Annotated in this window: 11 protein-coding genes; 1 reads left to right on the top strand and 10 read right to left on the bottom strand. The window is 38.6% G+C overall.

Going from position 1 to position 14941, the window contains the following annotated elements; genetic code table 11:
- Nucleotides 1–41: 41 nt before the first annotated feature.
- The 3 genes from uvrA to ACIQZG_RS04775 all read right to left on the bottom strand — a co-directional run bounded on the left by uvrA (nt 42) and on the right by ACIQZG_RS04775 (nt 5347).
- Nucleotides 42–2906, bottom strand: coding sequence for an excinuclease ABC subunit UvrA (uvrA, locus tag ACIQZG_RS04785; RefSeq protein ID WP_402754025.1), 2865 nt, complete (start codon nt 2904–2906; stop codon nt 42–44).
- A 4-nt stretch (nt 2907–2910) separates the two neighbouring features.
- Nucleotides 2911–4890, bottom strand: coding sequence for an excinuclease ABC subunit UvrB (gene uvrB, locus ACIQZG_RS04780; RefSeq protein WP_402754024.1), 1980 nt, complete (start codon nt 4888–4890; stop codon nt 2911–2913).
- A gap of 214 nt (nt 4891–5104) precedes the next feature.
- Nucleotides 5105–5347, bottom strand: coding sequence for an IDEAL domain-containing protein (locus ACIQZG_RS04775; RefSeq protein ID WP_402754185.1), 243 nt, complete (start codon nt 5345–5347; stop codon nt 5105–5107).
- 224 nt (nt 5348–5571) lie between these two features.
- Between ACIQZG_RS04775 and ACIQZG_RS04770 the strand changes: the two genes are divergently transcribed.
- The gene (locus ACIQZG_RS04770; RefSeq protein WP_402754023.1) at nt 5572–6081 is read left to right on the top strand and encodes a competence protein ComK; all 510 of its coding nucleotides are present in this window, start codon (nt 5572–5574) and stop codon (nt 6079–6081) included.
- Between the two features lie 41 nt (nt 6082–6122).
- On the opposite strand, the gene prfB is transcribed toward ACIQZG_RS04770, so the two are convergent.
- The 7 genes from prfB to fliD all read right to left on the bottom strand — a co-directional run bounded on the left by prfB (nt 6123) and on the right by fliD (nt 14923).
- Nucleotides 6123–7224 (bottom strand): peptide chain release factor 2 gene (gene prfB / locus ACIQZG_RS04765; protein WP_402754184.1). Its coding sequence is split into 2 segments (ribosomal slippage): nt 6123–7151 and nt 7153–7224, totalling 1101 coding nucleotides; the frame shifts between segments, so codons are not numbered across the junction.
- A 551-nt stretch (nt 7225–7775) separates the two neighbouring features.
- The gene (gene secA, locus ACIQZG_RS04760; RefSeq protein ID WP_402754022.1) at nt 7776–10286 is read right to left on the bottom strand and encodes a preprotein translocase subunit SecA; all 2511 of its coding nucleotides are present in this window, start codon (nt 10284–10286) and stop codon (nt 7776–7778) included.
- A gap of 118 nt (nt 10287–10404) precedes the next feature.
- Entirely contained in the window at nt 10405–10956 is a 552-nt protein-coding gene (gene hpf / locus ACIQZG_RS04755; RefSeq protein WP_402754021.1) for a ribosome hibernation-promoting factor, HPF/YfiA family, read from the bottom strand.
- A gap of 87 nt (nt 10957–11043) precedes the next feature.
- Entirely contained in the window at nt 11044–11436 is a 393-nt protein-coding gene (locus ACIQZG_RS04750) for a PilZ domain-containing protein (RefSeq protein WP_402754020.1), read from the bottom strand.
- A gap of 316 nt (nt 11437–11752) precedes the next feature.
- The gene (gene fliS, locus ACIQZG_RS04745) at nt 11753–12163 is read right to left on the bottom strand and encodes a flagellar export chaperone FliS (RefSeq protein ID WP_402754019.1); all 411 of its coding nucleotides are present in this window, start codon (nt 12161–12163) and stop codon (nt 11753–11755) included.
- Nucleotides 12164–12246: 83 nt separating this feature from the next.
- On the bottom strand, nt 12247–12606 hold the full coding sequence (fliT, locus tag ACIQZG_RS04740) for a flagellar protein FliT (protein ID WP_402754018.1): 360 nt from the start codon (nt 12604–12606) through the stop codon (nt 12247–12249).
- Between the two features lie 19 nt (nt 12607–12625).
- Nucleotides 12626–14923: a flagellar filament capping protein FliD gene (gene fliD / locus ACIQZG_RS04735; protein ID WP_402754017.1), complete on the bottom strand. Its 2298-nt coding sequence runs from the start codon at nt 14921–14923 to the stop codon at nt 12626–12628.
- Nucleotides 14924–14941 lie beyond the last annotated feature (18 nt).

Genomic DNA, 14941 nt, shown 5'->3' with positions numbered 1-14941 from the left:
CGTATTATGCATATCACTGCACAATACGGACACTAATTCCTTTATTTCGAAGCTTGTTCTAAAACAGCATCCATACGCTTACGGTCACGGTCTAAAATTGGTTTTAAGTATTTCCCTGTATATGAGCCTTCTACTTCTGCTACTTCCTCAGGTGTACCTTTCGCAATAATCGTGCCGCCTTTGTCGCCACCTTCTGGCCCAAGATCAATAATATAATCTGCTGTTTTAATCACATCTAAATTATGCTCAATGACTAACACTGAATCACCATTTTCAACAAGACGTTGCAATACAACCAGTAATCGCGCAATATCATCTGCATGTAACCCTGTTGTCGGTTCGTCTAAAATATAAAACGATTTACCAGTTGAACGACGATGCAATTCAGATGCTAGCTTTACTCGTTGCGCTTCACCGCCTGATAACGTAGTTGCAGGTTGGCCTAATTTCATATATCCTAACCCAACATCAACAATGGTCTGTAATTTCCGTTGGATTTTCGGAATATTTTCGAAGAACACAACAGCGTTTTCAATCGTCATATCTAAAATATCTGCAATGCTTTTATCTTTATATTTCACTTCCAGTGTTTCACGGTTGTAACGTTTGCCGTGACATACTTCACAAGGTACATACACATCTGGTAAGAAATGCATTTCGATTTTAATAATACCGTCCCCACGACAAGCCTCGCAGCGTCCACCTTTCACGTTGAAACTAAAGCGACCTTTTTTATAACCACGCACTTTTGCTTCGTTCGTCGTTGCAAAGACATCACGCACATCATCAAATACACCTGTATATGTCGCAGGATTCGAACGTGGTGTACGGCCGATTGGGGATTGGTCAATATCAATCACCTTCTCTAATGCCTCAATACCAGTTACCTCTTTATGCACGCCAGGCTTCACTTTAGAACGATTCAACTTTTGTGCCAACGTTTTATATAATATTTCATTGATCAAAGTAGACTTTCCTGAGCCTGATACTCCCGTAACAGCAACGAATAATCCTAATGGTATATCAACTTTAACGTTTTGTAGGTTATTCTCTGTTGCCCCTTTAATAGACAACATCCGACCATCTGGCTTACGGCGTTCAATAGGTAAAGGAATAAACTTTTTACCGCTTAAATACTGCCCAGTTAAAGATGCTGGGTTTTCCATCACTTCTTGCGGCGTCCCAGCAGCTACAATTTCACCGCCATGCACACCTGCACCAGGTCCTACATCAATTAAATAATCTGCCGCTAACATTGTATCTTCATCATGTTCAACCACAATTAACGTATTACCGATATCACGCATATTTTGTAGCGTGCTAATTAAACGGTCATTATCACGTTGATGTAGCCCAATCGATGGCTCGTCCAGAATATAGAGTACGCCTGTTAGACGGGAGCCAATTTGTGTTGCAAGACGAATACGTTGTGCTTCCCCGCCTGAAAGCGTTCCTGCTGCACGACTAAGCGTCAGGTAATCTAAACCAACATTCACTAAGAAACCAAGTCGCTCCTCAATTTCACGCAAGACAAGGCGCGCAATTTTCATATCTTTTTCAGATAACGATAATTCTTTAAAAAAGAAATCAGCATCTTGAATCGAATACTGTGTTACTTCCCCAATATGTTTATCAGCAATTTTCACTGCCAACGTTTCCGGTTTTAAGCGATAGCCTTTACATGAAGGGCATGCTTGCTGTGCCATATATTTTTCCATTTGCTCACGCACATAATCTGATGTTGTCTCTTTAAAACGTCGCTCAACATTATGTACGACACCTTCAAACTCAATCATTTGGTCACGAACATTGCCAAATTCATTTTCATAATGAAAATGAATTTTATCTTTTCCAGAACCAAATAAAATTTTATCCATCTTTTCTTTTGGTAGATCTTTTACTGGTACATCCATTGGAATTTCATAGTGATCGCAAACTGCCTTTAATAACTGCGGATAATATTGCGAGCTTGTCGGTTCCCACGGCGCAATGGCATGCTCTAATAGCGAACGGTCCCAATCAGGAACAACAAGTTCCAAATCTACCTCTTGCGTAGTGCCTAAACCATCACAACTCGTACATGCACCAAACGGACTATTGAATGAAAACATACGAGGCTCTAACTCTCCAATTGAAAAGCCGCACAGTGGACAAGCATGATGTTCACTAAATAATAATTCCTCATGCTCCATCACATCGACCAATACACGCCCTTCTGCCAAACGAAGAGCTGTTTCTAATGAATCACTTAAGCGCGCTGCAATACCTTCCTTTACCACTACTCGGTCTACAACGACTTCAATTGAATGCTTTTTATTTTTATCAAGATCTATTGCATCATCTAAATCACGTAATTCTCCATCGATACGCACACGAACGAAGCCTTGTTTTTTCAAATCTTCCAGTAACTTCACATGCGTTCCCTTGCGACCAGCAATCATCGGTGCGAGTAATTGCATTTTTGTTCGTTCTGGGTATGTCACTAGACGGTCCACCATTTGTTCAATTGTTTGCGAAGTAATTTCTATCCCATGATTTGGACAAATGGGCTTACCAATACGTGCATACAATAAACGTAAATAATCATATATTTCTGTTACTGTGCCGACTGTCGAACGCGGGTTACGACTCGTCGTTTTTTGGTCAATCGAAATGGCTGGTGATAGCCCTTCAATCGCATCTACATCAGGTTTGTCCATTTGCCCAAGAAATTGACGCGCATAAGCAGACAGCGACTCAACATAACGACGCTGCCCCTCCGCATAAATCGTATCAAATGCAAGTGAAGATTTTCCCGAACCGGATAAGCCCGTTAAAACAACGAGCTTATCACGTGGAATTGTGACATCGATATTTTTTAAATTATGTGCACGTGCACCTTGCACAACGATTTCTGTATTTTTCACAAAATCACCCTTCTGCCTTCAATTCAAAGATAGTATCGCGAAGTTCAGCTGCACGTTCAAAGTCAAGTGCCTTCGCTGCTTCCTTCATTTCTATTTCAAGAGAAGCAAGTAATTTCTCCTTCTCTGCCTTTGTTAATTTCTTACCTTTTGTCGCTTTTGTCACGTAAGATTCATCTTCCTCCGCCACTTGTGTAGCACGAATAATATCTGGAATCTTCTTGACAATTGTTGTAGGCGTAATACCATGTTCCTCGTTATATGCCATTTGCAACATACGACGACGCTTCGTTTCATCAATCGCTTTTTTCATCGAATCAGTCATCTTATCAGCGTACATAATGACACGCCCATTCGAATTACGCGCTGCTCGTCCAATCGTTTGAATCAGTGAACGTTCAGAACGCAGGAACCCTTCCTTATCCGCATCTAAAATCGCCACCAGTGACACTTCTGGAATATCAAGCCCTTCTCGCAATAAATTGATACCAATTAACACATCATACGTACCTTTACGAAGCTCTCGAATAATCTCAATACGTTCCAATGTTTTAATCTCTGAATGTAAGTATTCCACTTTTAAGCCCATTTCCTTCAAGTATGCACTTAAATCTTCTGACATTTTTTTCGTTAATGTCGTTACAAGTACACGCTCATTACGTGTAATACGCTCTTGAATCTCATCAATTAAATCATCAATTTGACCTTCAATTGGACGTACATCAATAATCGGATCTAGTAAACCTGTTGGACGAATAATTTGCTCGACCATTTCAGGTGTATGCTCTAGTTCATATGGACCTGGCGTCGCTGACACGTATATCGCCTGATGGATACGTTTTTCATATTCCTCAAAACGCAATGGTCGGTTATCCAGTGCTGATGGCAAACGGAAGCCATGCTCCACAAGGACACCTTTACGCGCCTGGTCACCATTGTACATACCTCGTACTTGTGGCAGCGTTACATGACTTTCATCCACTACAAGTAAAAAATCATCAGGGAAATAATCGAATAATGTATAGGGAGTGGCACCTGCTTCACGCAATGTTAAATGCCGTGAATAGTTTTCAATCCCTGAACAAAAGCCCATCTCTCGCATCATTTCTAAATCATAGCGTGTGCGTTGCTCTAAGCGTTGTGCCTCTAATAACTTATCTTCCGAACGTAGTAAAGCAAGTCGTTCTTCTAATTCTTTTTCAATATTTTCAATAGCTTTTAGCATTTTCTCTTCGCGGGTAACGAAGTGAGATGCTGGGAAGATTGCTACGTGATCACGTTCTGCTAAAATCTCACCTGTTAACGCATTAACCTCACGAATGCGATCGACCTCATCACCGAAAAACTCAATGCGAATACAGTGTTCATCACGTGAAGCTGGGAATATTTCTACAACATCTCCTCGAACACGAAATGTCCCTCGGGTGAAATTCACATCATTTCGCTCGTACTGTACATCCACTAGTTTTCGTAGTAATTGATTACGCTCAATTTCCATGCCCGTACGAATCGATACGACCATTTCTCGATATTCCTCTGGCGAACCTAAACCATAAATACAAGAAACAGAAGCAATAACAATTACATCCTCACGCTCAAAAAGGGCGGATGTTGCAGAGTGGCGCAGTTTATCAATTTCATCATTGATACTCGAATCCTTTTCGATATACGTATCTGTTTGCGGTACGTAAGCTTCTGGTTGGAAGTAATCATAGTAACTAACAAAATATTCAACTGCATTATTCGGGAAAAACTCTTTAAACTCGCTATATAGTTGACCCGCAAGTGTTTTGTTATGTGCCATGATCAGTGTTGGCTTTTTCACCTGCTGAATTACATTTGATATCGTAAAAGTTTTACCAGTACCTGTCGCACCAAGTAAAGTTTGATGACGTTTTCCAGCGTTAACACCCGCAACAAGTTCTGCAATTGCTTTAGGCTGATCACCATTAGGCTGATACGATGATTGTAAATCAAATTGCTCCACCTTTTCCCATCCTTTCCGGTTAACTCATACATTTATTCTAGCATAGCAGTATTAAAATATCGAACATTTAACGAACGTACGTTTCGATTGATTGAAAGAATAATTATCCCTTCGCCATTTCAGATCACTTCTACGACAAACTAAGTCTTTCCTCAACATATCCAATATAAAGAAAAAACCCGCTCTCCTATTCCAGAAGAGCGGGTTTGTCATATTATTCACTCGCAACTTGGTGTAACATCTCAAGTTCGCTTGCATAAAGATGAAAAGCGTGTTCATCCCTTTCGTCGAGTGCCTTATCTATCAGAACAGTCAGTTGTTCTTCGCGATACGTACGCTGGATACGATTTAAAAATAAATCTAAATAAATCTCGTTCAATAATTTTTCTGCCTCATTAACCTTTTTCGACTGACTGACAGCTCTCAAAAAATCTGTGTACGAATAATATTTATCCAACGATCTCACCTCGATCCTTTCTTAAATTATAAGAAAATTGAAATAAAAATGCAATGTACAATTAACCGAAAACATACCATTTATCGAATTTTCTGAACATATTAGCCGAATAACCCTACATTATTTGATGAATTTTCTTAGTAAATTCGCTAAATAAGCCATTACCTAATTTTACATTTTAGCATTATCCTTAGTATTACATTCAGAAATAAGGAGGAAACGCTATGTCAAACAAATATGTTAATGCTTATCTCATGTCATTTAATACGTATTTATTGCAGCCAGTTAAACACGAATCAAAAATTTTCACATGTGTTATCGATAAGCACAATGAATTAATTGTGACACGAAAGCCTATGCATGTTATTCGAAAATCCTGCCTTTCTCTCGGTACAACTTATGAAGCAGCTAAAAATTCAGCAAAAAGATTCTTTGGCAACCAACACAAATTACCAATTGTCGTTGCTTACGATTTCGGACTCCCTTGTATATTTCTACCAACCTATTCACCAAACTCTGAACATAATATTTGGATTGGACTACATGCTATTAAAAATATCACACCTAGTGAATCTGGTAGTCTGCTAACATTAATTAATGGTGTACGAATCGAACTTCCTGTCAAATATGCATCTATCAGTAAGCAATTTGTCAACGCTTCGATGCTCTATAAACACTATGTAGAAGAACGAGAAAAGTTAACGCACCACTCTCCATTTCAAAAATTTAAGTAAACAAAAGCCTCAGGAATTCATTTACTCCTGAGGCTAATCTATTATCCAATACGTGAACGTAAGTAAGCATTGATGAATGGATCAACGTCGCCATCCATTACTGCACTAACATTCCCTGTCTCTTCATTTGTACGATGATCTTTTACCATTGAGTAAGGGTGGAAGACGTAAGAACGAATTTGTGAACCCCAACCAATTTCTTTTTGCTCACCACGAATTTCATCGAGCTGTGCTTGTTGTTTATCTATTTCTAATTGATATAATTTACCCTTTAACATCGTCATCGCTTTTTCACGGTTTTTAATTTGTGAACGTTCTGCCTGACACTGCACTACTGTCCCTGTTGGAATATGCGTAATACGAACAGCCGAATCCGTCGTATTAATATGCTGACCACCAGCTCCAGTTGCACGGTACGTATCAATTTTTAAATCCTCTGTACGAATATCTACTTCGATATTATCATCAAATTCTGGCATAACATCACAAGACACGAACGACGTATGACGACGACCTGAAGAATCGAAAGGTGATATACGTACTAAACGGTGTACACCCTTTTCAGCTTGCAAATAACCGTATGCATTATGACCTTTAATCGATAATGTAACTGACTTAATGCCCGCTTCATCGCCTGGAAGATAATCCACAGTCTCTACTTTAAAACCGCGTTTTTCAGCCCAACGAGTATACATACGTAATAGCATCGAACCCCAGTCCTGTGACTCAGTACCACCCGCACCTGGGTGTAACTCTAAAATCGCATTGTTTTGGTCATAAGGACCACTTAGTAGTAGTTGTAACTCAAAATCAGCGATTTTTTGTTTAAATTCTACTAACTCATTCCCAAGCTCTTCTTGCAAATCTTCATCTGGCTCTTCACGTAATAACTCCAATGTCATATCTAAATTTTCATGCGTATCCACTAACTCTTTATACTCATTCACGATTGCCTTTAAGCCATTACCTTCATTGATTACCACTTGTGCTCCTTGTTGATCATCCCAAAAGCCTGGCTCTAGCATCATTTCATCTAATTCTTGAATACGTGCCTCTTTGTTTTCTAAGTCAAAGAGACCCCCTGAAGTCCACCAATTTCTTGGCTGTAGTGTCTAACGCATTACGTACATCTGATAATTCAATCATGTATAAATCCCCCGAACATATTTAATGGATTTCTTAAAAATATAACCCGTATCACTTTATTATATCTTTTTTATTATAGAAAACATACTTTTTTCAATTACACTATTTTTTGCAAATATAAAAGTTCATGCACGATTTAATTTTTCTAATCCTTCAAATGATTATCGAGCTCTACAGCAAAGTCTGTACTTGACGACACATTCCACTACAGGCGGACGCTTTCCTGGGGGCCAACCTTGAGCCTCTACGTCGCTTACACTCCTGCGGGTCTCAAGCTGTTCGCTAATCCCCAAGGAGTCGCCGCCTTCCGTTTCATGTGCCAACATTTTGTAGTTTTCTTTTGAGTCAAGTACATATTCAGACAAAGAACCGATTATCAGATTACTTTTTAGTTTTATCGGTCAAACTTTTAAATTTATCGTAGGAGTTCCTTAATTTATCGCCCAACTTTACAAAAATATCGACATCAACCTTACAACTTCTTTATCATCAAAAACAGACTGCTCCAACATAACGTTGAAACAATCTGCTAGAATCAATTAAGACATTTATTGAGCTGTACCGTGACAGTTTTTGAATTTCTTACCGCTACCACATGGACATAAGTCATTTCGACCAATATTCTCAGCCTTACGAACTGGTTGCTTTTTAGGTGCAGGTGCGCCATCCTCTTTAGGATTCACAGCCTGTCCTTTTGCAACTTCTTCACGTTCTAGGTTGCTGTGGATTTCTGCTTTCATTGCATATTTCGCAACGTCTTCACGGATAGATGCCACCATATCTTCGAACATCGCAAAACCTTCTTGTTGATATTCACGAAGCGGATCATTTTGACCGTAGGCACGAAGGTGAATACCTTGACGTAATTGATCCATTGCATCGATATGGTCAATCCATTTCGTATCGATTGAGCGAAGTAAAATAACTTTTTCGAACTCACGCATACGTTCTGGTGTCAATTGCTCTTCTTTTTCATCATAACGTCTAGTGACAGCATCTGAAATCACCTTCGTAATTTCCTCTACCGACTTACCTTGTAAATCAGCTGTCTTCACAACGCCCTCATCTAGTAGGTTTGCAGCGACATAATCTTCAATTGCTTTGAGATTCCACTCGCTTTGCTCACCTTGTGTGTAAAGAGCAACAACATTATCAATTGACTGTGCAATCATCGACTCAACAAGCACACGCATATTTTCCGTTTCAATCACTTCATAACGCTCTTTGTATATGATTTCACGTTGTTGACGTAATACATCGTCATATTGTAATAATCGTTTACGTGCATCGAAGTTATTCCCCTCAACTCGTTTTTGAGCTGATTCTACAGCTTTCGATACAACTTTCGATTGAAGTGGCTGTGAATCGTCCATACCAAGCTTCATCATCATTGACTTCATATTATCCGAACCAAAGCGACGCATTAATTCATCTTCAAGAGATAAATAGAACTGCGTTACCCCTGGGTTCCCTTGTCGACCAGAACGACCACGTAACTGATTATCGATACGGCGAGATTCATGACGCTCTGTACCAATAACCGCTAGACCGCCGATTTCTAATACACCTTCACCTGGTTTAATATCGGTACCACGACCAGCCATGTTTGTGGCAATCGTTACCGCTCCTTTTTCACCAGCATTTGCGATAATTTCAGCCTCACGCTCATGGTTTTTCGCATTTAATACGTTATGTGGGATTTTATGTTTATTTAATAAATTCGAAATAATTTCCGACGTCTCAATCGCAACTGTACCCACAAGTACTGGTTGTCCTGTCCTATGACGCTCTGCGATATCTGCAGCCACCGCTTTATATTTCCCTTCCATTGAAGCGAAAATTAAATCCGGACGGTCATCACGTGCAATCGGCTTATTCGTCGGAATCGCAATAACATTCATATTGTAAATATTGCGGAACTCTTCTTCCTCAGTTTTCGCTGTACCTGTCATACCGGCAAGCTTTTCATACATACGGAAGTAGTTTTGGAACGTAATCGTAGCCATTGTCATCGATTCGTTTTGAATCTCAACGCCTTCTTTAGCCTCAATAGCTTGGTGAAGACCATCAGAATAACGGCGTCCTTTCATTAAACGTCCAGTGAACCCATCTACAATCACGATTTCGCCGTCTTGTACAACATAATCGACATCGTTATGCATACTGACATGCGCCTTTAAAGACTGATTAATCGCATGGTTTAAACGTACATGTGTCAAATCAAATAAGTTATCAATCCCGAATGCTTTTTCAGCTTTTTCGACACCGTTATCTGTTAATGTAACACCCTTTGTCGATTCTTCATACGTATAGTCCGTTTCAGCACTTAGCATACGCACAAATGCATTTGACTGCTTGTACAGCTGTGCTGATTTTCCAGCCTGACCCGAAATAATTAACGGCGTACGCGCCTCATCGATTAAGATTGAGTCCACCTCATCGATTACGGCATAGTGCAAAGGACGTTGTACACGTTCTTCTTTATACAGCACCATATTATCACGTAAGTAGTCAAACCCTAATTCATTGTTTGTACTGTACGTAATATCCGCATCATAGGCAACTCTTTTTTCTTCTTTCGATAGGCTGTTTAAGTTTAATCCTACTGTTAACCCTAAGAAATTATAAAGTTGCCCCATTTCCTCAGCGTCACGTCCAGCAAGGTATTCATTGACTGTAACAACGTGTACACCCTTACCAGTAATCGCGTTTAAATAAACCGCCATTGTAGACGTTAGCGTTTTACCTTCACCCGTTTTCATCTCTGAAATATTACCTTCATCTAATGAAGCGGCACCCATAATTTGCACACGGAATGGATACATCTCAAGCACACGTCTTGATGCTTCTCGGCTGACCGCAAATGCTTCTGGTCTAATGGAATCTAATTTTTCGCCATCTGCATAGCGCTTTTTAAATTCTTCTGTTTTTGCTTGTAATTGCTCATCTGAAAGCTGTTCCATCTGTGAAGCAAGCGCTTCTACCTGGTCAGCGATTTTTTCTAATCGTTTTAACTCACGTTTGTTGAAATCGAATAATTTATTTAATAGGTTTGCCATGAATTTTTTTCACTTCCTATATAGTCTCAACTTCCATTTTACCATTGTCTAACAACTTCATGCAAACTGTCCCCTCTAATAAAAAAACTCCCGCATTGGCGGGAGCTATATATGCATATTAAGTTGTTTCAATTAATCCGTATTTTCCATCGCTTCGTTTGTAAACGATGTTCGTACCATTTGAATCGGCATCAGTGAAGATGTAGAAGTCATGTCCTAACATATTCATTTGTAGAACAGCTTCTTCCTGATCCATTGGTTTTAAATCAAATTGCTTGGTACGCACAATTGCGTATTCTTCTTCTTCTGTAGCTGTATCTCCCGCAGCCTGTGTTGTCGCAAAATATTGACCTACGCCTTCACGCTCACGGAATTTACGATTTACTTTTGTTTTATGTTTACGAATTTGACGTTCTAATTTATCGACTATTAAGTCCACTGCAGCGTACATATCATTATGACGTTCTTCTGCACGAAGCGTCAAATTTTTCATCGGAATAGTTACTTCTACTTTTGTTTGTTTATCATTATAAATTCTTAAATTTACATTGGCATTTGCGTTAACGTCTTCATTAAAATAACGCTCTACTTTTTCGATTTTGTTCTCTACATATTCTCGAATTGCTGGAGTTACCTCAATGTTTTCACCGCGAATGTTAAAGTTTAGCATGTAAACTCCTCCTTCTATAACTACCTATACTATATATTTCAACACTAATGTGCGAAATCCTTCTAGCAAAACAAACTTTTTTTAAATTTATGCATTACTTTTCAGACTTTTTTCCGCCATAATTTCCTTTTTCCGACGAAGTTTTAATTCCTCGACAATTAAATCTTCAAGTGGCTCTTGATTATTGAAGAAAACACCATATTGCTTCCCTTTCATATAAGGGCGGCTCCACATGACTTCCCCATACGCCACAATTGTTTGTGAATCAATAACAAATCGCACTTCCAACTGAGGGCATATCGCCTTGCCAGCATTAAGATCCACAGTTGAGTACATTTTTACTCCTCTAGGGCTAATATCCAGTATTTCGCCAATTGCAGCTTCAGTTTCATCTGCATTCCCATTCTCAACAATTGTAAATGTTGTTTGTAGCGGTTCTTCAAATTTATAGCGAAACCCTTCTGATCGTTTGAAAAACATAAACTACACCCCCGTATTCATTCCCTTTTTCCTTACTTATATACTATTATCCATAAAAAGAAAATCATACACGAGAGCAGGAAGTAACAGTTTTTATGAACATTTTGTGCTTAATTTATGCAAATTTGTGAAACAATATTAAGCCTTTATGTTCTAATCTCAGATTACCTTCCAACCATAATAATACCCAATCACTTTTTAAAATAAAAAAGTAAAAATACCTATTTTACAATACCTCTACATAGGTATTTACAACTAAATTCTATAAAAGAAAATCATCTTGTTAATAACAAGATGATTTGTCTAAAATACGATTTTATACGTGTACTTGATTTCCGCTACCATACTGTTGCTGGCGATTAATGCGAAGAACTTCCTTCCATGTATCGCGAAATTCTGTCACTAAACCCTCAATTTCCTCGATGATCTCAATATCGTTTTGAATATTTGCCTCTACAAGTCGATGGTTCATATATTCATATAAAGGTAACATTTGTTTAGAAATCTCAATATCCATATTTAATGTCGACATAAGCTCAGCAATAATCGCTTGTGATTTCTGGAGATTTACGTTCTTTTCTTGTACATTTTTATCTTGAATAGCTACTTTCGCTTTATTTAAAAACTTCAGACAACCATTATAAAGCATGAGTGTTAGTTCCCCAGGTGAAGCTGTTGTTACACTATTTTGTTTATACGCATTGTAAGCGGATGTTTGTGCTGTCAATACAAGACACTCCCTTTTAAGGATTACTTATTAACTACTAGTTTAATTGATTTTACTCACAAAGGCGAATAAATAAATACAAATTATTTCTTTTTATCGTAATACATTCCATCCATTACACGAACACTCGAATACGGATTAGAATATTGTTCTTCATTTTTCTTCGTTTTTTGCAAATTTGCCATATCTTTCTTCACCATGTTCATGACAGAAGATAGTCGCTCCTTAATCCCATTATCTAAATCTAATAAGGTGCAATGAACCCGATTCTGAGCGTCAAAGGTAAAACCTTCTTGTTGCAAATTCTCAACAAAAATCCCTCGCTTGTCTAACATGCCATTAATAGTTTCAATGAATTCATCACGATCTTCACTTTTAGGAATTTCACCTAAAGTTTTATAAAGGTTGGCCGAAATCTGCAATAGTTGATCTGTTAGTTGCATAGAATTCTCCTAATCTTACCTATTGTTGCATAAACATACTTGATTGCGAATTTGCTTTATTAATCGCTTGCTCCATAGCAGTGAACTGCTTCCAGTAGCGAGCTTCAATATTTTTTAATTTTGCTTGTAACTTTGTAATGCGGTCATCCGTCTCATTAATTTTCAAGCCCAGACCAAATGTATTATTGACTGCACCATCTTTACCCGCTTTTTTCTCAATATTTTTAGTCAAATCTTTCATTGCATCACGTAAGCGCCATGCAATACCGCGAGTATCCTCTGTTACAACGTTACCATTTCCGTCTGTTGTCTTTTTCACTTCACCACTTTGTGCAAATAGTTGATGGACTTGATCTGGGTCTTTTGCTAATGCTGCTTCAAGCTTTGTATCATCAATAACAAGCTGGCCGCTTTTTGTCATATCATTGGTTGTAGTAATACCTATTTCAGCCAATGAATCCATTAGTTTGTCGCCAAGACCTCCCACAGAACCCATAAAGCTTAAGCGCATATTTGCCATACCCTCACGAATTTGTGAATCGCTACGTAATAAGCCACTTTTTGCTTTTTCATCCCAAATTTTTTGCTCGTATTCAGACATGTCTTCACGCTGTTCTTTTGTTAATGGTGCATAGTCACGGTATTTGGTTTCTTTTAACTGCTTATTAAAGTCTTCAATCATTTCGTTGTATTTTGCAACGAACTCTTTAATTTGCTCCATTGCTGCCTTTGTGTCAGAAGAAGCTTTCATTGTAACTGGCGCTACAGTCCCCGTACTTGGATTGCTATTTGCTACTTCCTCCGCATTTTTCACCGCCTGCTTTGCGTCGCTTACACGTATTTCCCCAGCCTTAAATGCATTCTCTGTCGCTTCATAAGCTGCTTTTTCGGTTACATATGTTACTTGTGCATTCGCAACATCACGAAAACTTTCAAGCTTAGCTCCATTATCCGCCATCAATTTAAGTTGTTTAGCATCAACTGACTGTAACGTCTTTTTTAACGGTGATGTATCTGGCATATCATTAACAGCTTTTGTAATCTCTGCTTCTGATTTACCTTCCATGCCTTTTAAAAACACTACAGCATCATCATTCGCAAGTAGTTCTTTATCCAATGTTTTATAAAGACGCTCATCCGCATCGACAACTGCACGGTCACGTAATTTTTCAATATCATTTGGATTATCTTTAAGTCGAGCTAAATCAGCTTCCTTAAAATTTTTAAATCGTGTATCCGCTTTTAATTCCTCAAGGGTTTTTGTTTTAATCGTTGTGATATCATCATTTGTTAATTTAGCAAGCTCATCTTTTGCACCAAAGTCATTATAGATGCCTTGCTGAAAATCTGTTAAATCCGGTTTTTTAAAACGTGTTTGATACGCTGTATCGTATGCTGTTTTGAATGGGCTTTCTGTCCCACCAGCGAAGTAATGATTTTTAGCAGCATCATAAGCTGCCTGTAAACCCACTTGTGCCGCTTCTGCATTCGTGAGCTCTTTCTTAGCTGCTTCTAGTTGCTTTATCGCTATGTTCCCTGCATTAAATGTCTCTTTTAAAGTTAGTTCATACCCTGAAATTGTAAATGTATTTGAAGAGCGCTCTGTTTGAATACCATTTACCTCAAACATCGCATTTTTACCATCAGATGCCAATTTTCCACTTGCATACTTTGGATCATCAAAGCCCAGCTTACCAAATACATCCATACCTCCTGTTACAAGGATTTCACCTTGGCCACTTTTTTCGCTCCCCGTATTTTTAGCTGAAACCGATAACTTACCACCTTCAAAAATAGCTGTAACTCCTGCACCACTATTGTTGATTTCTTTCACTAAATCGTTAACTGTCATATCACCAGAAAAAGAAATTTCTGTCGGATTCTCAGCTAATCGACCATCTGGACCAATCGCCCTAATAGAAATTGACGACGAGCCTACCTGAAGCTCACTTAACTTTGAATTCCCCGTAAATTCGGTCTGTCTACCCACTGACTGAGCAGCTGATGCTAATTGAGATACACCGCCAATAGAAATGTTACCAGACGCACCTGGTGTCCCTTTGACTGAAACTAATTGCTCATTGGATGATGTGGCTGACTTTTGATTCATCTTACCTGACAAAATCATTTTATCGAATAAAAAAGTATCAAAAGTTTTTAACTTTGAATTCACACTACGATATGCATCACGCTGCCATTCAAACGTTTGCTTTTTTTGGAACGTTCTATCTAAAGGCATACGTTCTGCCTTCATTAACTTTTCTACTAAAGCATCAATATCCATACCTGACGCTAAACCGCCAATTCTCATTACCATATCAGTTTCCTCCTTGTT

The sequence above is a fragment of the Lysinibacillus sp. NPDC096418 genome (assembly GCF_044762775.1).
Lineage (GTDB): Bacteria > Bacillota > Bacilli > Bacillales_A > Planococcaceae > Lysinibacillus.
Note: the sequence above shows the minus strand (reverse complement) of the source record. Positions and strands in the feature narration are given on the sequence as shown.